At 60.3% G+C, this 23,305-nt stretch carries 25 protein-coding genes and 2 pseudogenes; 16 read left to right on the top strand and 11 right to left on the bottom strand.

The features are described 5' to 3' along the window. Nucleotides 1-51 precede the first annotated feature (51 nt). The 3 genes from BXA01_RS07115 to BXA01_RS07125 all read right to left on the bottom strand — a co-directional run bounded on the left by BXA01_RS07115 (nucleotide 52) and on the right by BXA01_RS07125 (nucleotide 2,665). Nucleotides 52-1,065, bottom strand: a complete 1,014-nt coding sequence (locus BXA01_RS07115; RefSeq protein WP_076563696.1) for a GNAT family N-acetyltransferase — start codon at nucleotides 1,063-1,065, stop codon at nucleotides 52-54. Between the two features lie 85 nt (nucleotides 1,066-1,150). Continuing rightward, nucleotides 1,151-1,948: a substrate-binding periplasmic protein gene (locus BXA01_RS07120; protein ID WP_076563697.1), complete on the bottom strand. Its 798-nt coding sequence runs from the start codon at nucleotides 1,946-1,948 to the stop codon at nucleotides 1,151-1,153. A 93-nt stretch (nucleotides 1,949-2,041) separates the two neighbouring features. Further along, nucleotides 2,042-2,665 carry a TetR/AcrR family transcriptional regulator gene (locus BXA01_RS07125; protein ID WP_016770820.1) on the bottom strand — a complete coding sequence of 208 codons (624 nt, stop codon included), beginning with the start codon at nucleotides 2,663-2,665 and terminating at the stop codon, nucleotides 2,042-2,044. A gap of 184 nt (nucleotides 2,666-2,849) precedes the next feature. On the opposite strand from BXA01_RS07125, the gene BXA01_RS07130 reads away from it, so the two are divergent. The 10 genes and pseudogenes from BXA01_RS07130 to ppnP all read left to right on the top strand — a co-directional run bounded on the left by BXA01_RS07130 (nucleotide 2,850) and on the right by ppnP (nucleotide 12,174). After that, nucleotides 2,850-4,634, top strand: coding sequence for an acyclic terpene utilization AtuA family protein (locus BXA01_RS07130; protein WP_076563698.1), 1,785 nt, complete (start codon nucleotides 2,850-2,852; stop codon nucleotides 4,632-4,634). Nucleotides 4,635-4,646: 12 nt separating this feature from the next. Beyond that, entirely contained in the window at nucleotides 4,647-5,531 is an 885-nt protein-coding gene (locus BXA01_RS07135) for an SDR family oxidoreductase (RefSeq protein ID WP_076563699.1), read from the top strand. Nucleotides 5,532-5,534: 3 nt separating this feature from the next. Beyond that, on the top strand, nucleotides 5,535-7,151 hold the full coding sequence (gene atuC / locus BXA01_RS07140) for a geranyl-CoA carboxylase subunit beta (RefSeq protein WP_076563700.1): 1,617 nt from the start codon (nucleotides 5,535-5,537) through the stop codon (nucleotides 7,149-7,151). Between the two features lie 27 nt (nucleotides 7,152-7,178). Beyond that, nucleotides 7,179-8,336 carry a citronellyl-CoA dehydrogenase gene (gene atuD, locus BXA01_RS07145; protein WP_076563701.1) on the top strand — a complete coding sequence of 386 codons (1,158 nt, stop codon included), beginning with the start codon at nucleotides 7,179-7,181 and terminating at the stop codon, nucleotides 8,334-8,336. Further along, nucleotides 8,333-9,130: an enoyl-CoA hydratase/isomerase family protein gene (locus BXA01_RS07150; protein WP_076563702.1), complete on the top strand. Its 798-nt coding sequence runs from the start codon at nucleotides 8,333-8,335 to the stop codon at nucleotides 9,128-9,130. The genes atuD and BXA01_RS07150 overlap by 4 nt, the downstream gene beginning before the upstream one ends. A 113-nt stretch (nucleotides 9,131-9,243) precedes the next feature. Beyond that, a pseudogene (locus BXA01_RS07155) lies at nucleotides 9,244-10,759 on the top strand (acetyl-CoA carboxylase biotin carboxylase subunit); the annotation flags it as partial. After that, a pseudogene (locus tag BXA01_RS27620) lies at nucleotides 10,741-10,896 on the top strand (hypothetical protein); the annotation flags it as partial. The pseudogenes BXA01_RS07155 and BXA01_RS27620, both read left to right, overlap by 19 nt. Nucleotides 10,897-11,013: 117 nt before the next feature. After that, nucleotides 11,014-11,205, top strand: coding sequence for a biotin/lipoyl-containing protein (locus BXA01_RS27625; RefSeq protein WP_434711246.1), 192 nt, complete (start codon nucleotides 11,014-11,016; stop codon nucleotides 11,203-11,205). 70 nt (nucleotides 11,206-11,275) lie between these two features. Continuing rightward, nucleotides 11,276-11,818, top strand: coding sequence for an exonuclease domain-containing protein (locus tag BXA01_RS07160; protein ID WP_076563704.1), 543 nt, complete (start codon nucleotides 11,276-11,278; stop codon nucleotides 11,816-11,818). Between the two features lie 71 nt (nucleotides 11,819-11,889). After that, nucleotides 11,890-12,174: a pyrimidine/purine nucleoside phosphorylase gene (gene ppnP / locus BXA01_RS07165; RefSeq protein ID WP_024013687.1), complete on the top strand. Its 285-nt coding sequence runs from the start codon at nucleotides 11,890-11,892 to the stop codon at nucleotides 12,172-12,174. Nucleotides 12,175-12,246: 72 nt separating this feature from the next. On the opposite strand, the gene BXA01_RS07170 is transcribed toward ppnP, so the two are convergent. Both BXA01_RS07170 and BXA01_RS07175 read right to left on the bottom strand, forming a co-directional pair. Further along, nucleotides 12,247-13,053 (bottom strand): MOSC domain-containing protein, encoded by an 807-nt coding sequence (locus BXA01_RS07170; protein WP_076563705.1) that lies wholly within the window; start codon nucleotides 13,051-13,053, stop codon nucleotides 12,247-12,249. Between the two features lie 191 nt (nucleotides 13,054-13,244). Then, complete coding sequence (locus tag BXA01_RS07175) at nucleotides 13,245-14,180, bottom strand: chemotaxis protein CheV (protein ID WP_016770829.1); 936 nt, start codon at nucleotides 14,178-14,180, stop codon at nucleotides 13,245-13,247. Nucleotides 14,181-14,634: 454 nt separating this feature from the next. Here BXA01_RS07175 and BXA01_RS07180 point away from each other — a divergent pair, with 454 nt between their 5' ends. From BXA01_RS07180 to BXA01_RS07190, 3 genes are all read left to right on the top strand, one after another. Then, nucleotides 14,635-15,105: a hypothetical protein gene (locus BXA01_RS07180; protein ID WP_056788632.1), complete on the top strand. Its 471-nt coding sequence runs from the start codon at nucleotides 14,635-14,637 to the stop codon at nucleotides 15,103-15,105. Nucleotides 15,106-15,568: 463 nt separating this feature from the next. Continuing rightward, the gene (locus BXA01_RS07185) at nucleotides 15,569-16,462 is read left to right on the top strand and encodes a sensor histidine kinase (protein ID WP_076563706.1); all 894 of its coding nucleotides are present in this window, start codon (nucleotides 15,569-15,571) and stop codon (nucleotides 16,460-16,462) included. Beyond that, nucleotides 16,459-17,118 (top strand): response regulator, encoded by a 660-nt coding sequence (locus BXA01_RS07190; protein WP_041478445.1) that lies wholly within the window; start codon nucleotides 16,459-16,461, stop codon nucleotides 17,116-17,118. Before BXA01_RS07185 ends, BXA01_RS07190 begins: the two co-directional genes overlap by 4 nt. On the opposite strand, the gene yegS is transcribed toward BXA01_RS07190, so the two are convergent. Next, nucleotides 17,102-18,019: a lipid kinase YegS gene (gene yegS, locus BXA01_RS07195; RefSeq protein WP_016770833.1), complete on the bottom strand. Its 918-nt coding sequence runs from the start codon at nucleotides 18,017-18,019 to the stop codon at nucleotides 17,102-17,104. The genes BXA01_RS07190 and yegS overlap by 17 nt on opposite strands. Nucleotides 18,020-18,334: 315 nt before the next feature. Between yegS and BXA01_RS27100 the strand changes: the two genes are divergently transcribed. Further along, nucleotides 18,335-18,643, top strand: coding sequence for a hypothetical protein (locus BXA01_RS27100; protein ID WP_172834003.1), 309 nt, complete (start codon nucleotides 18,335-18,337; stop codon nucleotides 18,641-18,643). A gap of 59 nt (nucleotides 18,644-18,702) precedes the next feature. On the opposite strand, the gene BXA01_RS07205 is transcribed toward BXA01_RS27100, so the two are convergent. Together BXA01_RS07205 and moaB are read right to left on the bottom strand one after the other, a co-directional pair. After that, nucleotides 18,703-19,929: a molybdopterin molybdotransferase MoeA gene (locus BXA01_RS07205; RefSeq protein WP_076563707.1), complete on the bottom strand. Its 1,227-nt coding sequence runs from the start codon at nucleotides 19,927-19,929 to the stop codon at nucleotides 18,703-18,705. After that, a complete protein-coding gene (moaB, locus tag BXA01_RS07210) occupies nucleotides 19,913-20,452 on the bottom strand; it encodes a molybdenum cofactor biosynthesis protein B (protein ID WP_016770598.1) in 540 nt (179 codons plus the stop codon). The genes BXA01_RS07205 and moaB overlap by 17 nt, the downstream gene beginning before the upstream one ends. 81 nt (nucleotides 20,453-20,533) lie before the next feature. Here moaB and mobA point away from each other — a divergent pair, with 81 nt between their 5' ends. Both mobA and BXA01_RS07220 read left to right on the top strand, forming a co-directional pair. Further along, the gene (mobA, locus tag BXA01_RS07215) at nucleotides 20,534-21,136 is read left to right on the top strand and encodes a molybdenum cofactor guanylyltransferase MobA (protein ID WP_076563708.1); all 603 of its coding nucleotides are present in this window, start codon (nucleotides 20,534-20,536) and stop codon (nucleotides 21,134-21,136) included. Nucleotides 21,137-21,214: 78 nt separating this feature from the next. After that, complete coding sequence (locus BXA01_RS07220) at nucleotides 21,215-21,436, top strand: YgdI/YgdR family lipoprotein (RefSeq protein ID WP_016770600.1); 222 nt, start codon at nucleotides 21,215-21,217, stop codon at nucleotides 21,434-21,436. Nucleotides 21,437-21,518: 82 nt separating this feature from the next. On the opposite strand, the gene BXA01_RS07225 is transcribed toward BXA01_RS07220, so the two are convergent. From BXA01_RS07225 to BXA01_RS07235, 3 genes are all read right to left on the bottom strand, one after another. Continuing rightward, a complete protein-coding gene (locus BXA01_RS07225; RefSeq protein WP_076563709.1) occupies nucleotides 21,519-22,409 on the bottom strand; it encodes a pseudouridine synthase in 891 nt (296 codons plus the stop codon). 70 nt (nucleotides 22,410-22,479) lie between these two features. Further along, entirely contained in the window at nucleotides 22,480-22,797 is a 318-nt protein-coding gene (locus BXA01_RS07230) for a hypothetical protein (RefSeq protein WP_016770837.1), read from the bottom strand. A 113-nt stretch (nucleotides 22,798-22,910) separates the two neighbouring features. Beyond that, entirely contained in the window at nucleotides 22,911-23,147 is a 237-nt protein-coding gene (locus tag BXA01_RS07235) for a glutaredoxin family protein (protein ID WP_016770838.1), read from the bottom strand. Nucleotides 23,148-23,305: the final 158 nt, after the last annotated feature.

Here is a 23,305-nt window from a genome sequence, read left to right on the forward strand (position 1 = left end):
CCTGCTCGCGAAAGCGGCCTCAGACTCAACGCAATACCGAGGCCGAACGCATCAGGCCAGCTTGCACCGATCAAAAAACCGCTCCCGCCCCAGAATCATCAGCGCCGCGCGCTTGTGCGGAAAATCGAATTCCTTCTCGCAGTGAAAGCATTGGTTGTGCATATGCCCGATCATCTTCGCGTTGTCGGCACGCGGCTCGGCGACCACGCGCTGGGTCCGTGGGTCATCGAGAAACAGGTAATGCACCAGCGCCGATAACCAGCTCGCCACTTTGTGCGGGCCGCGATGACTTTCCTCGCCCACCAGCATGTGAATGCCACGGTCGTAATCGCCGGCATCGTAGAACGGCGCGATGCGATCTTCCTTGGCCCAGTAGGCTTCGAAGTAAGCGAAAGGCTGGTCATCGAAACAACCAATCAGCGTCAGCGTGTGCGGATCGGCATCGAGCTTGTTGAGATAGTCGCGATGCTGCTCAAGGCTGCCCTCCTCCTGCCAGAAACTCGCCACGCGCGGGCTGTTCTGCCAGCGATTGAAGCGCGACAGATCTTCTTCGATTTCCAGCGTTCGCAAGGAAATCCATGCGCCGAGCCGCGCATCGAAACGCCGATAGACTTCACCGCGCGGCTTCACCGGTCGCAGCGGATGGCGCTTGCCGTGGCTGATGACCATTTGCTGCGGATAGCTGCCCGTCAGTGAAGTGCCCAGCCACGGCTGCGGCAGTTGCCAGAACAACGTGCGCTCGCAGCGATACTCGCCGGCGACTTCGGTATTGATCAGCAGACCACTGCGCAAGGCTTCGGTCGGTGGCTGATCGAGTTGCCAGGTCAATTGCTGGCACGCCGGGTCACGGGCGAACAGCCAATAACAGGCCGCCCACAAGGCGTGGCCGGGCGGCAGGGCAAAACGCTCATCAAGCTGGATCGGGCCATTGGCCTCGCAGTCCAGGCGCAGCCGAATCAGCGGTTGCCCGTCCAGGCTCAGGCTCAGCCGGCTCTCGGTAGCATCAGCGATCAATCGACTGCCAGAGGGCAACGCCAGGGCAGTCAGGTCATTCAGATTGGACATGGATCGGGCTCACGTAATCGTCGACAGTTCAACGAAGTGACGTGAGCCGAGAGGGGAAATTTAAGCGCGAGAGGCAATTAGCGCTTCAGTGATGAGGCGCCGGCATCACGGCAATCCTGTAGGGCTCGAAAATCCTCAGCAATTCGCCGTTGTCGCGCAAACGCTGCAGCAGGTTGCCGAAGGCTTCGCCGGTGATAGGAGCGCTTGGCCGCAGAATCGCGTAATGGTGATAGATCTGATCGGTACGCTGCGACGCCAACAGCTCATCGCGGACCTTCTCGTTGCGCAGCAGGTAATCGAACAGATAGGAACGGGTGACCAGGGCAATGTCGGCGCGCCCGCGCAGGACCATCAGCAGGTTGCTGTCGTGGGAATAGGTCAGCGTCGCGTTGTAGTTTTTCGCGAGATATTTCGGGTCGGCGTTGAAGTCGGCGAATTCGTAGTGATAACCGCTGAACAGTGCCAGACGTTTGCCCGACAGGCTCGAGAAGTAGTTTTGCTGGCGGCCGTCTTCGCGTTGCGCGACAAAAATCTCGGCGTCTTCCAGGCCCATGTCGACGTCGTCGTGGGGAATGTCTTTCCAGCCCCACTCGGGGTTCTCAAAGATCGCCATATCGATGCGGCCTTGCTTGAAATCACCGAAGCGGCGCGGGATCGATGTCGGCACCAGGACAAATTGATAGTCGCTCTGCGAGCGGTTCAGCGCCTCGACCAATTGCGGCAACAGGCCGGTGTCGGCGCCGTTTTCCGGGCGAATCGTATAAGGCGGGAAATGCGCGGCGCCGACCCGGACCAATTGCGCTGACTGAGCGGGCAATACCCATAACGCAGCCAGCGCAGCGAGCAGCAGCCCGGTGGCTGTCCGAATTGGCGAAGACTTCAAAACACCCCACTCCCCGAAAAAAATAGCGATCAATGCATTCAAGCTAGGCGGTTTCGCCGACTTAGCCAGTTTGTCGGCCGGTCCGACAACCGTTCAACGCGCTTCGAGGACCAGAATCAGCGCTTCATCGGCGAGCTGATCGAGGCTCAAACTGCCGCCGGCACGGAACCAGGTGGTGGTCCAGGACAGCGCGCCGGTGAGGAAACGTCGGGTAATAAAAACGTCGCCGCGAATATAGCCGGCGTCCTTGGCCTCGCCCAGAACCTGCAGCCAGATGTCTTCATAAACATCGCGCAAAGCGAGCACTTTAGCCTGGCCGTCTTCGGACAATGAGCGCCATTCGTACACCAGCACCGCCATCGCCTCGCCACTGCCGCCCATGATCGACTGCAATTCGCAGCGAATCAGCGCCAGCACTTTCTCGCGCACGTCACCGGCTTCAGCCAGGGCTGCGCGCATCAGCGCGGTGTTGTAGCGGATGGTTTCCTCCATCACCGCGCGGAGAATTTCATCCTTGCTTTTGAAGTGATGAAAAATGCTTCCCGACTGAATGCCCACAGCACTGGCCAGATCACGCACTGTGGTGCGCTCATAGCCTTTGTTGCGAAACAGGTGAGCCGCCACTTGCAGCAATTTGCCACGGGCGCTGTCCGGGTCGGTCAACTGGCCTTGGTCGACCAGTTCGCGCATGACCCGCAGGGCTTTTTGCTCGTCCACCCGTTCTCTCCTACAGTCGATCAGTGTGTTGCCCCCTGTAACCGCAGGGTTGCGCGCAATTTAAGCCGCGCGCGGGCACCAAGCAAGCGCTTGGGCAGAAGAATGTTTCGCCTGTTTACAAACCAAGCGCTTGCTTGGTAGCCTCCAGACACTTCTGTCGCAGGTCCCTGAGTCGGAGATAAAAATGCCAACCACCGTGCGAATCGGCTGCGCCAGTGCTTTTTGGGGCGACACCTCCACCGCTGCCGCCCAGCTTGTCTCCGGCGGAAACCTGGATTATCTGGTGTTCGATTATCTGGCCGAGATCACCATGTCGCTGATGGCTGGTGCGCGTCTTAAAGACCCACAGGCCGGGTTCGCGGGTGACTTCGTTGAAGTGCTGGCGCCGCTGCTGACGCAACTGGCCGAACAGAAAATCCGCGTGATCAGCAATGCCGGCGGGGTCAATCCGCAGGCTTGCGCGGCGGCCCTGCAAGCGGCCTGCGATCAGGCTGGAGTCCAGCTGAAGATTGCCGTTTTGCTCGGCGATGACCTGCAAAGACAGCTCAAAAACCCCGCCGATATCCGCGAAATGTTCAGCGGCGCGCCACTTCCGCGCATGTGCGTGTCGACCAACGCCTACCTCGGCGCGCCGGGGATTGTCGAAGCGTTGCGCCTGGGCGCCGACATCGTCATTACCGGCCGGGTGGTCGACAGCGCCGTGGTCAGTGCGGCGCTGGTTCACGAATTCGACTGGTCGTGGCATGACTACGACAAACTCGCCCAGGCCGCGCTGGCCGGGCACATTATCGAATGCGGCGCGCAGTGCACGGGCGGTAATTTCACCGACTGGCGCGAGGTGCCGGATTACGAGCACATCGGTTTTCCGATCGTCGAGGTCAGCGCCGATGGCCAGTTCCTCGTCAGCAAACCCGAAGGCTCCGGCGGACTGGTCACGCCGTTGACGGTCGGCGAGCAGATGCTCTACGAAATCGGCGATCCGCAGGCCTATCTGTTACCCGACGTGATCTGCGATTTCACTCAGGTCAAACTTCAGCAACAAGGCAAAAACGTCGTGCACGTGCACGGCGCCAAAGGCCTGCCGCCCAGCGACAAATACAAGGTCAGCGCCACGTACCCGGACGGTTTTCGCTGCACCGCCAGTTGCCTGATGGCCGGCATCGACGCAGTGGACAAGGCGCGGCGGGTCAGTCAGGCAATCATCGACAAGACCGCCGAGATGTTCAGCCTGGGCGGCTGGGCGCCGTACAGCGAAACCCATGTCGAACTGCTCGGCAGCGAAGCCACCTACGGCCCCCACGGCCAGCGCCGCGACAGCCGTGAAGTGGTGATCAAAATCGCTGTACGCCATCCCGACAAACGCGCACTGGTACTGTTTTCCAGAGAGATCGCCCAGGCCGCGACCGGCATGGCGCCGGGCTTGACCGGCATCGTCGGCGGTCGTCCGACCGTATACCCCCTCATCCGTCTGTTCTCTTTCCTCATCGATAAAAGCGCCTGCACCCTGCAAATCGACATGGCCGGTGAACGTCATCCTTGCGCCCTCCCCGACCCAGTGGCCCTCGACAGCGCAGATTTGCCGCTCGCCCATCAGCCACCCAAACCCCAGGGCCGCGCCGATGCCAGTGTGCCGCTGGTGAAACTGGCGGTGGCGCGCTCCGGCGACAAGGGCAACCACAGCAATATCGGCGTGATGCCGCGCCATCCCGATTACCTGCCATGGATCGCCGAAGCGCTGACCCCTTCGGTGGTGGTCGACTGGATGCGCCACGTCCTCGATCCGCTTCTCGGGCGCGTCGAACGCTGGTATCTGCCCGGCACCCACAGCCTTAATTTTCTTTTGGAAAACGCCCTCGGCGGTGGCGGTGTCGCCAGTCTGCGCATCGACCCGCAAGGCAAAGCCTTCGCCCAGCAACTATTGGAAATCCAGATTCCGGTGCCGCAGAGCATCGCCGAACAGCTCGACTAGAGGATGGTGTGCATGGCTTACGCGTCGATTTTCCGCGCCGATCTGTTCAGCGGCCAGAACCTGATTGTCACCGGTGGCGGCAGCGGCATCGGTCGCTGCACCGCCCATGAACTGGCGGCCCTCGGCGCCAATGTGCTGCTGGTCGGGCGCAAGCCGGAAAAGCTCGGAAAAGTCGCCGCCGAAATCGCCGAGGACGGCGGCCGCGCGCACTGGAAGGCCTGCGATATCCGCGATGAAGAAGCGGTCAAGCAACTGGTCAAAGAGCTGATCGCCGAACACGGGCCGATCCACGGCCTGGTCAACAACGCCGGCGGCCAATACCCGTCGCCCTTGGCCTCGATCAATCAGAAGGGCTTCGAAACCGTGCTGCGGACCAATCTGGTCGGCGGCTTTCTGATGGCCCGCGAAGTGTTCAACCAGTCGATGAGCAAACATGGCGGCAGCATCGTCAACATGCTCGCCGACATGTGGGGCGGCATGCCCGGCATGGGCCACTCGGGGGCAGCGCGCTCGGGCATGGACAATTTCACCAAGACCGCCGCGTTCGAGTGGGGTTACGCCGGGGTCCGGGTCAACGCCGTGGCGCCGGGCTGGATCGCCTCCAGCGGCATGGACACTTACGAGGGCGCATTCAAAGCAGTGATTCCGACCCTGCGCGAGCATGTGCCGCTCAAGCGTATCGGCACCGAATCGGAAGTCAGTGCGGCGATCGTGTTTCTGCTCAGCCCGGCGGCGGCATTCATCAGCGGCACCACAGTGAAAATCGACGGCGCCGCCAGCCTCGGCAGTCGCGCCTGGCCGCTGCACAAGGCCAGCCACAGCGAATCGTTCAACGGTTTTCACCGCGCGTATTTACCAGAAGTGTTGCGTCCCGACGTGCTCAAGGACAAGGAATAAGCCATGGCGCAGATTCAGTCGCAACTCGATCCGCACAGCGAAGCGTTCGCGCGCAACCGCGCGGCCATGCTCGCCGCCATCGAGCAGGTGCAGCAGCTTGAACAGAACCTGCTGAACAAGGCCGCCGAAGCCAAAGACAAATTCAGCAAACGCGGGCAACTGTTGCCCCGCGAGCGCCTGAACCTGCTGCTCGACCCTGGCGCGCCGTTCCTCGAACTGGCCAGCCTCGCCGGCTACAAGTTGCACGACGACAAGGACGGCAGTTCGGCCGGTGGCGGGCTGATTGCCGGCATCGGTTATGTCTGCGGCATCCGCGCGATGGTGGTCGCCAACAACAGCGCAATCAAGGGCGGCACGATCTCGCCGAGCGGCCTGAAAAAATCCCTGCGCCTGCAACAGATCGCGCGGGAAAACAAACTGCCGATGATCACCCTCGCCGAAAGCGGCGGCGCCAATCTCAACTACGCGGCGGAGATTTTTGTCGAAGGCGCGCGCAGTTTCGCCAATCAGGCGCGCATGTCAGCCATGGGTTTGCCGCAGATCACCGTGGTGCACGGCTCGGCCACCGCAGGCGGCGCCTATCAACCGGGGTTGTCGGATTACGTGGTGGTGGTGCGCGGCAAGGCCAAGCTGTTCCTCGCCGGCCCGCCATTGCTCAAAGCGGCGACCGGCGAAGTGGCCAGCGATGAAGAACTCGGTGGCGCCGAGATGCACGCGCAGGTCGCCGGCACTGCCGAATATCTCGCTGAAAACGACGCTGACGGCATACGCCAGGTCCGCGACATCATGCGCATGCTGCCATGGAACGAGCAGTTGCCCTGGCTGCCGCAGCCGCAATTCAAAGAACCGCTCTACCCCATCGACGAACTGCTCGGGCTGATCCCGGACGATGCAAAAAAGCCCTACGATGTGCGCGAAATCATCGCGCGAATTGCCGATGAATCGGACTTTCTCGAATTCAAAGGCGAGTTCGATCAGCAAACCCTTTGCGGCCAATTGAAAATCCAGGGCCGCGCCTGCGGCTTCATTGGCAACAACGGCCCGATCACCCCGCAAGGTGCGAGCAAGGCGGCGCAGTTCATCCAGTTGTGCGACCAGAGCCAGACGCCGCTGCTGTTTTTCCACAACACCACGGGGTTCATGGTCGGCACCGAATCGGAACAGCAAGGGGTGATCAAGCACGGCTCGAAACTGATTCAAGCGGTGGCCAACGCACGGGTGCCTAAACTGACCATTGTCGTCGGCGGTTCCTACGGCGCCGGCAACTATGCCATGTGCGGGCGCGGGCTCGATCCGCGCTTCATCTTCGCCTGGCCCAACAGCCGCACGGCAGTGATGGGCGGCGCACAGGCCGGCAAGGTCTTGCGCATCGTTACCGAAGCCAAACAGCTCAAGGACGGCATCGAGCCCGATCCGAAAATGCTCGACATGCTCGAACAGATGACCGCGCAGAAACTCGACAGCCAGTCCACCGCCCTGTACGGCAGCGCCAACCTGTGGGACGACGGCCTGATCGACCCGCGCGACACCCGCACCCTGCTCGGTTACTTGCTGGATATCTGCCACGAAGCCGACAGACGTACGCTGCAACCCAACAGCTTCGGTGTCAGCCGCTTCTGACCGCCACGGATCCTACGGAGAACAACAATGATCTTCACCCCGGAACACGAAGCCCTGCGTCGCACCGTCCGCCAGTTCGTCACGCACGAGATCAACCCGCACGTCGAAGAGTGGGAAAAGGCCGGGCGCTTCCCCATCCACGAGATTTTCCGCAAAGCCGGCGAGCTGGGCCTGCTGGGCATTTCCAAGCCGGAAAAATTCGGCGGCATGGGCCTCGATTACAGCTATTCGATTGTCGCCGCCGAAGAGTTCGGCACCATTCATTGCGGCGGGATTCCGATGTCGATCGGCGTGCAGACCGATATGTGCACACCCGCCCTCGCCCGCTTCGGCTCCGATGAATTGCGCGAAGAATTCCTCCGCCCGGCCATCACGGGCGAACAGGTCGGCTGCATCGGCGTTTCCGAAGTCGGCGCCGGCTCCGATGTCGCCGGGCTGAAAACCACGGCGCGCAAGGACGGCGATGACTACTTGATCAACGGCAGCAAAATGTGGATCACCAACTCGCCGAGCGCCGATTTCATCTGCCTTCTGGCCAACACCTCGGACGACAAGCCGCACATCAATAAGTCGCTGATCATGGTGCCGATGAACACCCCCGGGATCAGCCTCAGTTCGCACCTGGACAAGCTCGGCATGCGCAGCTCGGAAACCGCGCAGGTGTTCTTCGACAACGTGCGCGTGCCCCAGCGCAATCGCATCGGCCACGAAGGCGCCGGGTTCATGATGCAGATGCTGCAGTTCCAGGAAGAACGCCTGTTCGGCGCGGCAAACATGATCAAGGGCCTGGAATATTGCATCGACAGCACCATCGAGTACTGCAAGGAGCGCAAGACCTTCGGTAATGCGCTGATCGATAACCAGGTGATCCACTTCCGCCTCGCCGAATTGCAGACCGAAATCGAATGCCTGCGCGCACTGGTCTATCAGGCTACCGAGCAATACATCAAAGGTCAGGACGTCACCCGACTGGCATCGATGGCCAAGCTCAAGGCCGGACGCCTCGGCCGGGAAGTCAGCGACAGCTGCCTGCAATATTGGGGCGGCATGGGCTTCATGTGGGACAACCCGGTGGCCCGCGCCTATCGCGATGTGCGCCTGGTCTCGATTGGCGGCGGCGCCGACGAAATCATGCTGGGGATCATCTGCAAACTGATGGGCATCCTGCCGGGGAAAAAGAAATGAGCCGCCTGCCCGATTGCCAGACGCTGTTGCTGGAACTGCATGGCGGCGTGCTGCACATCACCCTCAACCGCCCGGACAGCCGCAACGCGATGAGCCTGCAAATGGTCGCCGAACTGCGCGCGGTGCTGGCGGCGGTGCGCGATGACCGCACAGTGCGGGCCTTGGTGCTCAGCGGTGCCGGCGGGCATTTCTGCGCCGGTGGCGACATCAAGGACATGGCCAGTGCCCGGGCTCAGGGCGCGGACGCTTACCGTGAGTTGAACCGGGCGTTTGGCGCGTTGCTGGAGCAAGCCCAACACACGCCGCAAGTGCTGATCACTGTGCTGCAAGGCGCCGTGCTTGGCGGCGGCTTCGGCCTGGCTTGCGTCAGCGATATTGCGATTAGCGATCACAAGGCGCAGTTCGGTTTGCCGGAAACCAGCCTTGGCCTGATCCCGGCGCAAATCGCACCGTTTGTGGTGCAACGGATAGGCTTGACCGAAACCCGGCGACTGGCGCTGACGGCGGCGCGTTTCGATGGCGCCGAGGCGCAGCGATTGGGGCTGGTGCATTTCGTTAAACAGGATGCGCAAGCGTTGGCCGAGCGACTGGATGAGGTGTTGCAACAGGTGCTGCGCTGCGCACCGGAAGCGAATGCGGTGACGAAAAAGTTGTTGCTGGCGAGTGCCGGACAGCCGTCGAGCGCATTGCTCGATGAGGCGGCGCAGTGGTTCAGCGCGGCGGTGACTGGAGAGGAAGGAATCGAGGGGACCATGGCTTTTATGCAGAAACGTAACCCTCGGTGGGTCAGCTAAAAGCTTCGCGAGCAGGCTCGCTCCCACAGGTCGAAATGCATTCCAAATGTGGGAGCGAGCCTGCTCGCGATGAGGCCATCACATTCAACGCCAAAAAACTCAGGAACCCCACCATGCCCACCCTCCACAAAATCCTGATCGCCAACCGCGGTGAAATCGCCTGCCGCATCCAGCGCACGGCCCAGGCGCTGGGCTATCGCACCGTCGCCGTTTTCAGCGAAGCCGACGCCGATGCGCTACACGTGCAAATGGCCGACCAAGCCGTGCACATCGGCCCGGCGCCGGTGCAGCAGTCCTACCTCAACATTGCGGCGATCCTCGACGCCGCCCGCCGCAGCGGCGCCGATGCGATTCACCCGGGCTACGGCTTTCTCTCGGAAAACGCCGATTTCGCCCGCGCCTGCGCCGAAGCCGGGCTGGTTTTCATCGGCCCCAGCGTCGAAGCGATCGAACTGATGGGCAGCAAACGCCTGTCGAAAATCGCCATGCTCGACGCCGGCGTGCCATGCATTGCCGGCTATCAAGGCGCAGCGCAGGACGACCCGACGCTGCTGGCCGAGGCCGAGCGCATCGGCTATCCGCTGATGATCAAGGCCAGTGCCGGTGGTGGTGGACGCGGCATGCGCCTGGTGCACGAGGCCAGCGAACTGGCGGCGCAACTGCGCACCGCGCGGTCCGAAGCAATGAACGGTTTCGGTAGCGACGAGTTGATTCTTGAGCAGGCGTTGATCGAACCGCGCCACGTCGAAGTGCAGCTATTCGGCGACCAGCACGGCAATCTGGTCTACCTCGGCGAACGTGATTGCTCGATCCAGCGCCGCCATCAGAAAGTCATCGAAGAAGCGCCGTGCCCGGTGATGACCGCCGAGCTGCGCCAGGCCATGGGCGAAGCGGCGCTCAAGGCCGGGCGCGCGGTGGATTACGTCGGCGCTGGCACCGTGGAGTTCCTCCTCGACGCGCGCGGGCAGTTCTACTTTCTGGAGATGAACACCCGTCTGCAGGTCGAGCATCCGGTGACGGAATTGATCACCGGGCTGGATCTGGTCGCGTGGCAGTTGCTGGTCGCCGAAGGTCAGCCGATACCGCTGACGCAGGAGCAGGTCCGCCTCGACGGTCACGCCATGGAAGTGCGCCTCTACGCTGAAGATCCCGCTGCGGATTTTCTCCCGCAAACCGGCCGAATTGCCGCATGGCAGCCGGCTTCTGATCACGGCGCACGGATCGATCACGGTCTGCTTGAAGGTCAGTCGGTGAGCCCGTTCTACGACCCGATGCTGGGCAAACTGATCGCCCACGGTGCCACCCGCGAAGAGGCGCGGCGCAAGCTGTTGCGTGCGGTGCAGGACACGGTGCTGCTCGGAGTGCAAAGCAATCAACGTTTGCTCGAGGGCCTGTTGCAACACCCGCAGTTCATCAGCGGCGATTTCAGCACCGCCTTCATCCAGCAACATTTTTCCAGCCATGCCAGCCTCAACACTTATGTGCCGACGACGGAGCAACTGGCGATTGCCGTGGTGTTGTTCTATCAGGCCAGCGCCCTGCCCCATCGCGCCCCGTTGAACGGCTGGCGCAACAACGCCAGCGTGCCGTTGCACTATCGACTCGGCAGTGACGAGCAGGACTGGACGCTGTCGGTGCTGGCGCGCAAATCGGGCGAGTTGGTCGTGCAGGCTGGCGAAAGCACTGTGGCGGTGAAAATCATTGAGCACACCGCGCAATCGGTAACCATGGAAATCGACGGCCTGCGCCAACGTCACGCCTATCGTCTGCACGATGGGCAGCTGTGGCTGTTCGCCCATCCAGGTAGCCTGCGCCTGGAGGATCGAACTCATGCGCCGATCGACAGTCAGACCAGCGTCGCCTCCGGCACCCTCAAAGCGCCGATGGACGGTGCCATTGTCGACGTGCTGGTCAGCGAAGGCAGTACGGTCAGCAAGGGTCAATTGCTGGTGGTGCTGGAGGCAATGAAAATGGAGCATCCGTTGAAGGCCGGCATCGATGGCGTGCTCAAACGGGTGCAAGTGAAGGTCGGCGATCAGGTAAAAAATCGTCAGGTTCTGTTGCAGGTCGAGTAGTCGCCCGGGCACAAGCGCGGGGTTTGACTACGCTCTGATAAATCAGAACGCGGAAATCAGGAACCCTGCGATGCCCCATTGGCTGGTCATAGATCTGGAAGCCACCACAGACGAGGGTGGCTGGCCGGTCACGGAAATGGAAATTATCGAGATCGGTGCGACCCTGGTCGACCGCGCCGGGCGCGAACAGGATCACTTCCAGCGCTTCGTCAAACCGACCCGCCGTCCATTGCTGACGTCGTTCTGTCGGGAGCTGACGCATATCACCCAGGCAAACATCGATTCGGCGCAGCCGCTGAGCGACGTCTGGCCAGCCTTTGAGCGCTGGCTTGCACAGCATCAGGCTCGCCTTGAAGGCTGGGCCAGTTGGGGCGGTTACGATCGCCAGCAGTTGCTCCAGGAGTGGCAGCGCCTGCACATCGACAGCGGCCTGAGCAAAGTCCCGCACATGAACCTCAAACAACGCTTCGCCAAGGCCCGCCGCCTGGAACGACCACTGGGCCTCAACGCCGCGTTGCAGCTGGCGGGCATGCAGTTCAACGGCCAACAACATCGCGCGCTGGAAGATGCCCGCAATACTGCACGGTTATTGCCGCTGGTCCTGCCGCTCTAGACGCGTGACGGCGCGAAAAGCCTTGTGCATACTGGCCGCCCCCTTTTAAGCCCTTTTCGAGGAATCCGCCCATGTTTAAAGTCAACGAGTACTTCGACGGCACCGTCAAGTCGATCGCCTTTGGCACCGCTGAAGGTCCGGCGACCATTGGCGTCATGGCCCCGGGCGAATACGAATTCGGCACCAGCCAGCGCGAGATCATGCATGTGGTTTCCGGCGCGCTGAGCGTAAAACTGCCAGACAGCAGCGACTGGGAAACCTTCGCCGCCGGCAGCCAGTTCAACGTCCCGGCCAACAGCAAGTTTCAGCTGAAAGTCGAAGTGGATACCGCTTACCTGTGCGAATACCGCGGCTGATCCCGACGGTTTCACAGCGCAAAAAAATGCCCGCGTCCAAAAGACCCGGGCATTTTTCGTTTCAGCGACAACCTATTCGAGGATTTCCACCGGCATGCCGACTTCCAGGCGGCCTTTGCCGTCGTTGACCAGATTCTGTCCGAACATCGCGCCATCGGCGGTTGAGCGATGTTTCTGTAACGTCGCGAACGGCTCGCGATCGGCGCTGCGCTCACCGGTTTGCGGGTCGACAGTGGTCATGATGCAACGCGCGCACGGCTTGACCACGCGGAATTCGATATCGCCGATGCGAATGCGTTTCCATTGGTCCTCGGCGTAAGGCGCGCTGCCTTCGATCACCAGATTCGGACGGAAGCGCAGCATCTCCAGCTCTCGCCCTACCGTTTCCGAGAGCGCCAGCCGCGAGGCTTCGCCGATCAGCAGCAATGGATAACCGTCGGCGAACGCCACTTGATCGTCATCCTTGCCGAAACCCGCTTGCGTGGTACGTGCCCGCTCCAGCGGCATCTGCACCAGGCGTGTCGGCTTGCCGAGGAAGTCGCTGACAAACCGCGCGGCTTGATCACCGGCGTCCGGCACCCGCAGCGTGTCACGCCAGATCGTCACACCGCGCAGCTCGGCGTCGGCAGCGGGCAGCGCGACTTCGATTGCACCCTGCTCGGGAGCGCTGAGGGTCAGACCGCCGCCGGCATTCCATAACGCCGACAGCTGACTCATCTTCGCTTCGGCACGCTGGGTCAGAAAGCGCCCGCTGGCCTCGTCCACCAGCATCCAGCGTCGGTCGCCCGCCAGCCCGAGCTTGTCCAGCTCGATGCTTTGCAGGATTTCGCCCTTGCCGGATTTCAACGGGTAACGATAAAGCGCGCTCAGACGCAGCATGGCCAGCTTCCTTGGAGGAAAAACGCCACCCTATACGAGCTTCAATACCGAATCAAAGCCGTCATTAATGTAAATACACTTCTGTGGGAGCGAGCCTGCTCGCGAAGAGGCCGGCACATTCACCATCAATGTGTCAGACCCTGCGCTTTCGCGAGCAGGCTCGCTCCCACTGGAAGCAAAATGTGCGTGTTTCAGGCCGGCACAGCGTCGAGCATCAGACGCTGGCGCACCACATCAACCAGTTTGTCCGGCTGGAATTTGGAGAGGAAGTTGTCGCAACCGACCTTCTTCACCATCGAGTCGTTGAAACTGCCGGAAAGCGAGGTGTGCAACACGACGTACAAGCCACGCAGGCGAGGGTCGTTGCGAATTTCCGTGGTCAGGCGATAGCCGTCCATTTCCGGCATTTCCGCATCGGTGAAGATCATCAGCAGTTTATCGGTCATGTGCACGCCGGTATCGGCCCAGGCCTTGAGCATGTTCAAGGCTTTCAGACCGTCGCTGGCAATGTGCATTTTCACCCCGAGCTGGCCGAGGGTATCGCGCAATTGCGAAAGCGCCACGTTGGAATCATCCACCAGCAACACTTCGCGGCCACGGGCGCGCTCGAGTACCGGATCGTCGAGTTTCTCGCGCGAGACCTTGGCGTTGTACGGGACGATTTCCGCGAGGACTTTCTCGACGTCGATGATCTCCACCAGTTGATCGTCGACCTTGCTGATCGCGGTCAGATAATGCTGGCGGCCGGCACTGGTCGGCGGCGGCAGAATGGCTTCCCAGTTCATGTTGACGATGCGGTCGACACCGCCGACGAGGAAGGCCTGCACCGAACGGTTGTATTCGGTGACGATGATCGTGCTGTTCGGGCCCGGCACCAGTGGGCGCATGCCGATTGCCTGGGACAGGTCGATCACCGGCAGGGTCTGCCCGCGCAGATTGACCACGCCGCAGACGAAGGGATGACGCTGCGGCATCAGGGTCAGCTTGGGCAGTTGCAGAACCTCCTGAACCTTGAACACGTTGATCGCAAACAGCTGGCGTCCAGCCAGGCGAAACATGAGGATTTCCAGGCGATTCTCACCCACCAGTTGCGTGCGTTGGTCTACCGTGTCGAGAATGCCGGCCATCAATGACTCCTGGGCTTGTTCTGATGAATTCACTATGGGGGTTTATCGGCTGCATTCAGCTAATCTTGATTGCTGTAAAGCACGTCGCTAAAAATGCCACAAACGGCCATTGATGTCACACTGACATCATGCTTTACTGGCATTCGTGATTTCATCTGCTAGATTCATTGCGGCGCGACCTTGGTTTGCACGTTAGGTTCCCGCGCCTAAGGGATTCCCCTAGGATCAATCAGGCCCAACCTGATATTCGCCATTTCCAATAGCCATTACTGTGACGCCATTCTCATTGCATGAACGGAGTCAGGCTATTGTGTGCGATCGCAATTCAGTGGCAACCCACCCTCTGGAACCCCTCGGTCCGTGCACCTGCACCGCCGGGCGCGATCTGCCGACGATTCACGATCGTCGCCACACACGGCCATCCGTCAACCAACACGACGTGGTGGAGATGAACATGCCAATCGACCGTAAAGACTGGGCGCAACGCTTCCCCGAATTTCTGGTCGAGGCCGAAACGCTTCTCGCCAAGTCCGAAGAATGCCTGAGCCATCTGCAACTGATCAGCAACGACAAGGATGCCATCGACTGCATGCTCGGCACTCTGCTGAAGCTGGCCGGCCGGGCCGAAGCACTGGCGCTGGAAGCGATCTCCGAGTTTTCCCTGCACATCTACAGCCTGCTCAATTTGCAGCAGGACCACGTCGATCTGCACGAGCAGGCCCTCGATGCGTTACGCGACTGCCTGACCTTGATGGCGTGGCAGCTCGAGCTGGTCGATCCCAGGACCGGGCAGCTGACCCTGGATAAAAGCGAACAGACTGATCTGCTCGAAGCCTTCGCGGCACAAATGGGCCAAACCTCGTTCGAGCCCAAGATGGTGAGCAAACGTTTGCTCTCTTCATCCTTTACCGCGCGCCAGGCTTGAGCCAGTAAGTCGCGATATTGTCGTAAATGAATACTTCGTGCCTGAAAGCGACAATCCGGGGCAAATAATCAGCCCGACCAACGGTTAATTTTCAGGTGCCGCCATCAGGGTTTTCCCTGTGTGCACCCAGCGACACTTCTAGGCAAATCGAAGTGGCCCAAATACAACAACTCCAGCTTTTTCCAATATGGAACTTGCGTCCACGATCCGATATTTCCTGACTGAATGGACATATATAGCAACCGCGACCAACGGTATGTTAAGTGGTATTATGCCGCCGGTTAGTTGCCTGTCGGTTAATGGCATACTGACTTCAGTGTTACCTTTTCGATGTTATTGCCAGTCAATGATCGCTTAATGAATGCGGATTGAATCAATAACATAAATGACAGTATTTCCACACAGAGATCCGCCAGTCACCGGTCGGTCTGCCCGCAGCGAACATCCATTGGCTCCATCCGTTATGTACGCCAGTCTCAAGTCACTTATCACATGGCCACCTTCTCGGGAAAACGCCCGGCGCTTCACACTTGTCCTGTGTGTTCTGGCGACCTTGGGCAGTCTGCTGGCGTATGTTGTTTCCGCACGCCTTCCTTTGGGATTGCTGGCGCTCGACATCGCCGCCACCGCGTGCGTCTGGGTGCAATATCGCTTGTCACGCAAATCGATCAAGTTTCAGCCACAAGAGTTGGCTGATCGACTTCTGCAAGTCCAGGAAAACGAGCGTCATCGCCTCAGCCGTGAATTGCACGACGATATCGGCCAGTTGCTCACTGCCGCCAAGCTGCAAAGTGACTGGCTCAAACGCCGCCTGCCGGATGATCTGCAGGAACAATGCAAGGTGCTCTGCGACACGCTGGATGAAACCCTGACCAAGGTGCGTGACGTCTCGGCGATTCTCAATCCCCGTCAATTGACCAGTCTGGGCCTCGAAGCGAGCCTGCGTGCGCACTTGCTCAAGACGTTGGCCAACACGCCGGTCAACTGGAGTCTCGATTGCCAGCAGCGGCTCAACGGCATCCCCGAGGAAATGGCCGTCGCCGCGTTTCGCATCGCCCAGGAAGCGGTGACCAACATCCTGCGCCACGCACAGGCAAAAAACCTGTTGATTCGGGTACAGCGATTGCCGCAAGGTCTGACGCTGTTGATCAGTGATGACGGCCTGGGTTTTGCCCCGGCGGCCGACCCGGCCAGAGAAGGCCAACGCGGCATGGCCGGAATGGCCGAGCGCATCGAACAGTTGGGCGGCACATTGAGCGTTATCAGCGAGCCGGGCAAAGGCACTCGAATCGAAGCACTTTTCCCGTGGGCGCCGCGAGCGCTCGAACGGGCCAGTACGAATAAGGTTATGCGTTGACTTGTAACTTACTTCTGGTGGATGACCACTCGCTGATCAGAGCCGGCGTGCGTGCTCTGGTTCTGGATATTCCCGGTTACGCGGTAATCGGCGAAGCCAGTGATGGTTCGCAATTGCTCGAAATGGTCGAGCAACTGAGCCCCGACATCGTATTGCTGGACATCTCGATGAGGGAAACCGGTGGCCTGGAAGCGCTGCAACGCCTCAAGCGTGTGCGGCCGCAGAGCAAAGTGCTGATCCTGTCGATGCACACCGATCCAGCGCTGATCATGCAGGCGCTGGAATCCGGTGCCCACGGCTACCTGCTCAAGGACACCACGGCCACCGAGCTCGAGCACGCGCTGGAAGCCCTGCGCAACAACGAACGCTACCTCAGCCCGGCCATCGCCCATACGGTGATCAATCAGGCACTGACCCGCAACCAGAAAAGCCAGCCGGACATCGCCGATTCGCATAATCTGACCGCGCGCCAGCTGGAAATCCTTCGCCTGATCGTGCGCGGCAAATCGACCCGGGAAATCGCTAATGGCCTGGGCTTGAGCGTCAAGACCGTGGAAACCCACCGCGCACAGATCATGAAGCGCTTGCAGATCTATGACGTGGCGGGCCTGGTGCTGTTCGCCGTGCGTGAGCAGATCATCAGCCTTGATGACTGATTGACGGTTGTTGGCCCAATAACGGCGAGTCTTTCGGCAGATGCACCTGCAACGCTGCAGGTTTCGCAACAAAACGCAGACTGTCACCCTCCAGTGGCTCGCCGTCGAGATTGATGCTCAGCCCTTCGGCGACCTTGATCTCGACCCACGGCAATCGTGCCCGCACAAACATGTTGTCGAGGCCGAAGCCTTCGCTCAGCAGATTCTTCAGCGTGCCGACCAGCTCCTGCGGTGCCGGCAAAATGCTGATGTCCAGCAAACCATCGTCGACTCGCGCCTCGGGGCACAGCACATGGCCGCCACCCGCCTGCCGCCCGTTACCGATGCCCAGCGCCAGCAGCTCACCCTGCCAATGGAAATCCGGGCCTTGCAACTCGCCGTAAGCGGCATGCAGTTCGCTGAACCGGGTCAGGCCAGTAAACAGATAAGCGGCGCCGCCCAAGACCTTTTTCAGGTCTTCCGAAGTATTGGCGGTCACCTGGCTGCCGAATCCGCCGGTCGCCATGTTCAGGAAAATCTGCCCGCCCACTTCGCCCAGATCGATATCCGAGGGCTGAACATCCAGTAGCTCAAGGGCTTCGGCAGGCTCCAGGGAAATACCGGCGGCGCGGGAGAAATCGTTGGCGGTTCCCAGCGGCAGCAACACAAGACTGGCTTTTTGCGGATGCTGCGCCAGCGCCTCGGCAATATCGCGCAACGTGCCATCACCGCCACCGGCGATGATTTTGCTGTAGCCGGCCGCCAACGCTTCCTCGACCAGACGCTGGGCGTCGCCGGCCTCCCAGGTCACTCGCACAGCCAGCTCCCAGCCTTGCTCACGCTTGGCTTCGACGGCAGCGCGGACATCCTCGTTGAGTGCCTGTTTGCCATGCAAGATCAGCAGTGCCCGGCGTTCACTCATAACGTCACTCCAAGAATTGAAATCGATTGAAACATCTTGACCACTGTGCGCCTTAAAAAAGCCACCGAGCTGGCAATTAATTCTTCGTCCAACTGCTGGCGTCCTACACAGCGGTATTTTTTCTTACGAAACAAGAGGAATCGGCTTAATTGACCCCGTCCGACCATTGGGTCACCGTGTGCCAGCAGCATCAACCTTCAATCCAATAACACAAGGATGTGCCGGTAATGAACGGATACCCCCCGATTTATTTTCATGAATCGAGCAATGGCAAAACCAGCAAGCGTGCAGTTGATACGATCGGCGAGAACTTCCATGCACAACCATGAAACCAAGGCACCGGTGAGCCCGGTCGCCGCTCTCGCCGAAAGTCGTGCCAGCAAGAAACCAGACTTCTGTAACAGCGCCAAGACCCCTGGAGAGTTTGATATGGAACCCCGAGTCAGCGAGCTGGAGACCCACTTCAAATACATGCGCCGCGATATGGACGAAGTGCTCAATGATGTGCGGACGATCAAACACCGTCTGGCGTATTCGGCCGGTGCCACCGCTGTCATCCTCGGACTGCTGGGCTGGGTGGCCAACAGCCGATTCGACCAGTTGGTGACATTGATCAGCAACTGACCGAATCATTCGTTGCACGCGCCGTGCGTTTCAGCCGACGCGTGCATGGGCGAGATGGTCTACCCCAGAAGGTCACTGAGGGGAATGAAGCTCACTGCATCACCCTCGCTCAGCGTGCGGCCTTCTCGGACTTCCACCAATCCGTCGGCCCACGCCGCGCTACGCAGCACACCGGAACTCTGGTTGCGGTAAATGATCGCCCGCCCCTGTTCCAAGCGCCCGCGCAGATATTCACGACGGTTGCCGGCCACCGGCCAGACAAAGCCTGCTGGCACTGCAAACTTGAGCGGCTCGACATCTTGCACACCCAGGCGTCGCAATAAATAGGGCCGTGTCAGCAAGGCGAACGTCACCAGCGTAGAGGCGGGATTGCCGGGCAGGCCAATCACCGGCACGTTGCGGAAATGACCGAACGTCAATGGTTTTCCGGGCTTGATCGCCAGTTTCCACAGGTCCAGCTCGCCTTCTTCACGCAAGGCAATGCCGAGGAAATCCGCTTCACCGACCGAGACCCCGCCGGTAGAGAGGACCAGATCGACATTTTGCAGCTCACCCAGCCGCGCCCGCGTCGCGGGTAGATCGTCCGGAAGAATTCCGCCATCGATGACTTCGCAGCCCAGACGCTGCAGCCAGCTGCACAGAAGCACGCGGTTGCTGTTGTAGATCTGGCCCGGCCCCAATGCCTGACCGGGTTCAACCAGTTCGTCCCCAGTGGACAGAACCGCCACCCGCGGCTTGCGCACGACGTTAACCCCGGCACAGCCAAGCGAAGCAGCCAGGCCTTGCTCAATCGGTCCGAGCCGGGTTCCAGCTTGCAGCACCAATTCGCCGACCGTGGTTTCCTGCCCTTGCGGACGAATGTTCTGCCCGGCTTTCAAAGGTTCAAGAAAGCGCACTCGGCCGTCGGCCTGAACTTCGGCGTTTTCCTGCATCTCGACACAGTCAGCGCCCGCCGGTAACGGCGCCCCGGTAAAGATGCGTGCGCAGGTACCAGGCTCCAACGGCTGCGGAGATTGCCCGGCAAACACCTTTTGACTGACCGGCAGCGGCTCGCCCTGCCAATCCGCCAGGTTCAAGGCGTAGCCGTCCATGGCGCTGTTCGGCCACGGCGGCAGATCCAGCATCGAGATCAGATCTTCAGCCAGCACCCGCCCTTCGACTTGCGCCAGCGGCAAGTGCTCGCGTTCGACAATGCGCGACGCATCGGCCATGGCCAGCAAACGCTCGAGCGCCGTTTCGACAGGCAGCAAACTGCCGGTCTTGCCCGGCTTACCCACGGGATTCACAAGGCGCCGCCTGCTTCAGATGGGTGACGAAGTTGCACGGACGATGACGGGCGTCCAGTTGCTCAGCGAGGATGCCATCCCAGCCAGTGCGCACCGCATTGGTCGAACCCGGCAGGCAGCACACCAGCGTGCCGTTGGCCAAGCCTGCCAAGGCCCGGGACTGCACGGTCGAAGTGCCGATATCGGCCACGGAGATCTGGCGGAACAGTTCGCCGAATCCGTCGACCTGTTTGTCGAGCAGGCATGCCACCGCTTCCGGTGTGCTGTCACGTCCGGTGAAGCCGGTGCCGCCGGTAATCAGCACGACCTGAACCACATCGTCGGCAATCCAGTTGGCGACTTGCGCGCGAATTTTGTAGAGATCATCTTTAAGCAAAACACGCTCGGCGAGCGCATGACCGGCCGCGATCAAGCGATCGACGAAGACCTGGCCGGAGGTATCGGTTTCCAGGGTCCGGGTGTCGCTGACAGTCAGCACCGCAATATTGAGCGGCACGAAGGGTACATCAGCCTTGGCTTTCATAGGCTCTTCCAGTTGTAGGGGAAACAGCCCGGTGTTATATCACAGCGGCTCATTTTTCCGCCGCCCCTCTGGAGAGTCGTCATGCCCTCGAACAACCCGTTGCCACCCTGCTCCGTCCTGCTTCTGGCCGGTGGACGCGGTCAACGCATGGGCGGTCAGGACAAGGGTCTCATCGAGTGGCTGGGCGAGCCTTTGATCGCGCATTTGCAGCGCAAGGTACGGCCGCTGACCGACGATCTGATCATCTCGTGCAACCGCAATCGCGAGCGTTATGCCGGGTTTGCCGATCAGTTGGTAATGGATGATGAAGGCGATTTCCCCGGGCCGCTGGCCGGTATTCGTGCAGGACTGAAAGCGGCGCGCCATGCGCATTTGCTGGTGTTGCCATGCGATGTGCCGCGAATCGACAAGGCCTTGCTGCAAGACATGCTGACCACTGCCGATCTGCAACGTGAAAAACCTTTAATGCTGCGCCACGGCGAGCACTGGGAACCGCTGCTGTGCGTGATTCCGGTGGCGCTGTTGCCGGCATTCGAAGCAGCCTGGAATGCAGGTGAACGCAGCCCGGGGCGGGTGATGCGCAGTCTCGGCGCCGTCGCATTGCAATGCCCTGACAACGATCCGCGACTGGCCAACCTCAACACCCCCGAATTGTTACATCTGCACAACACTGTGTCAGACTGACACTATCCAAGGAACTCTCACGCCTTGTTTACGTCTCAAGCTCAGTAACCAGAAGATTTCCCATTCGGAGACACACTCATGACTCAACGGACCCTCGCCACTTTCATGCTCGCACTGGGCCTGGCAACCCTCGCCGGTTGCTCCTCGCCGACAGTGATCACCTTGAATGACGGTCGCGAAATCCAGGCCGTCGACACCCCGAAATACGATGATGATTCGGGCTTCTACGAGTTCCAGCAGCTGGACGGCAAAGAGACCCGCATCAACAAGGATCAGGTTCGTACCGTTAAAGAGCTGTAAGGCTCCGCGTCGTTACCGGATACAGAAAAGCCCGCATTGTCATGCGGGCTTTTTCATGGGCACTCGGAAAGCAGTTTCAGCATTACCACTGCAAGGTGATTTGACTCTCGAACTCCCGCAACTCACCGGTCACCGGGTCGATGAAGCGCAGGCCTTGCGCAAGCAACTTCAACGGATTGGCGTAGTCGTCCTCGACATCTTTCAACACAGTCGGATAAAACGGGTCGTTGCAAATACTCGCTCCCAGCGCCGTCATGTGCACCCGCAACTGATGCTTCTTGCCCGTCACGGGATACAGGCCATAGCGCCACAGATCACCATTTTTCTCACGCACCTCGACCGCCGTTTCGGTATTGCTGGCGCCAGGCCCTTCTTGCATGCGGAAGAACGGCTCGCCATCGACCAAACGGCTCTTGTGCACCAAGGGGAAATTCAACTCGGGCAGCGCCGGGGCGATCGCTTCATAGCGCTTGTCGATCTGCCGGGTCGGGAACAACGACTGATAGGCCGAGCGGGTTTGCGGGTTGGCCGAGAAGATCACCAGACCTGCCGTGTGCCGGTCGATGCGGTGCAGCGGCACCAGATGCGGATTGTCCAGCCGACGGATCAGCCGGCGCAGCAGGGTTTGTTCGACATATTCTCCGGCCGGGGTGACTGGCAGAAAGTGGGGTTTGTCGGCCACCACCAAGTGTTCATCGGCGTACAGAATAGACTCGAGCACCGGTATCGGCTTCTCGTCCGGCACTTCGCGAAAGTAGTGAATGCGCAGACCTTCCTTGTACGGCAAGTCCAGCGCAATCGGCTGGCCCTGCGCATCCAGCACCCGCCCGCGAGCAATCCGGTCGAGCCATTGTTCGCGGCCGATGGCACTGAAGTGATCGCACAGGCAATCGAGTACCGTCAGCCAGGGACCGGGCGGCAAATACAAGGTGCTGGCCTGATTGTGCGCAGCGGAAAATACGGGGCTGTTCATACGAAACAGAAATCCTCAATGCAGGCCGGCATTATCCAACAGTGAGGCAAAGCCACCTAGCGCAGTTTGATCAGGCCGGAATCGATTTGAGAGCCGCTGCTTCGGTGAACTCCTTCAGCCAGCGCAACACATCGACCGCTTCCCAACGCCCTGGATCGTACAACGCGTATAACAGTCCCTGATAACCGACCACATCCAGCTGCTTGTGATAACCGGCGCGCTGAAACAGGGCTTCGATCTCGGCAAAGCAGGTGTTGAAATGCAGCTTGTTGAATGGCGTCTTGCCTTCCGTGACCAGCCCGTCCAGGCGCAATTCGAGGACGGCCTCGCGCACCACGTCTACCGACATCCGGTTAACGCTGCTCTTCAACTGTTCGACATTGACCACGGTTCATCCCTCTGACTCGATTGCTGTATGGACATACAGTAACCGAAGAAGTCAGCGAGCGCCAACGCAAGGATGTATTGCTGCGACCAGCGGGAGAACGGTAGTAAAGCTCATCATCGTAAAAACGCCGCGATTTCATCGCCACTGAACGGCCAATCCAGCTCCGCGCCAGTGTCAACGCGCCGCAGTACCGGGATGCGCAAGCTGTATTTTTCGAACCACGATTCGTCTTCGGCGATGTCCACCAGTTCTACCAGCAGACCATGCTCGACGAAGGGCATCAGCTCGGCTTCGGCGACTTCACACAGATGGCACCCGAGGGTGCCGAACAGCTGACATTCAGGAGGCATGACGGCATTACCGGAAAACAAGTGAGCCCATTCTAGGACGCCACTAAACCCTCGTCGACCCGGCGCCGCCTAAAGGACCCAGCGCTCCCGGCGCAAAATCCTGACGCAAATCATTCAGCGCAAATTGCAAATGCGTCATCCTCGCGGACTTTTTGCCT

Source organism: Pseudomonas sp. B10 (assembly GCF_900156235.1).
In the GTDB taxonomy this organism is placed as follows: domain Bacteria; phylum Pseudomonadota; class Gammaproteobacteria; order Pseudomonadales; family Pseudomonadaceae; genus Aquipseudomonas; species Aquipseudomonas siliginis.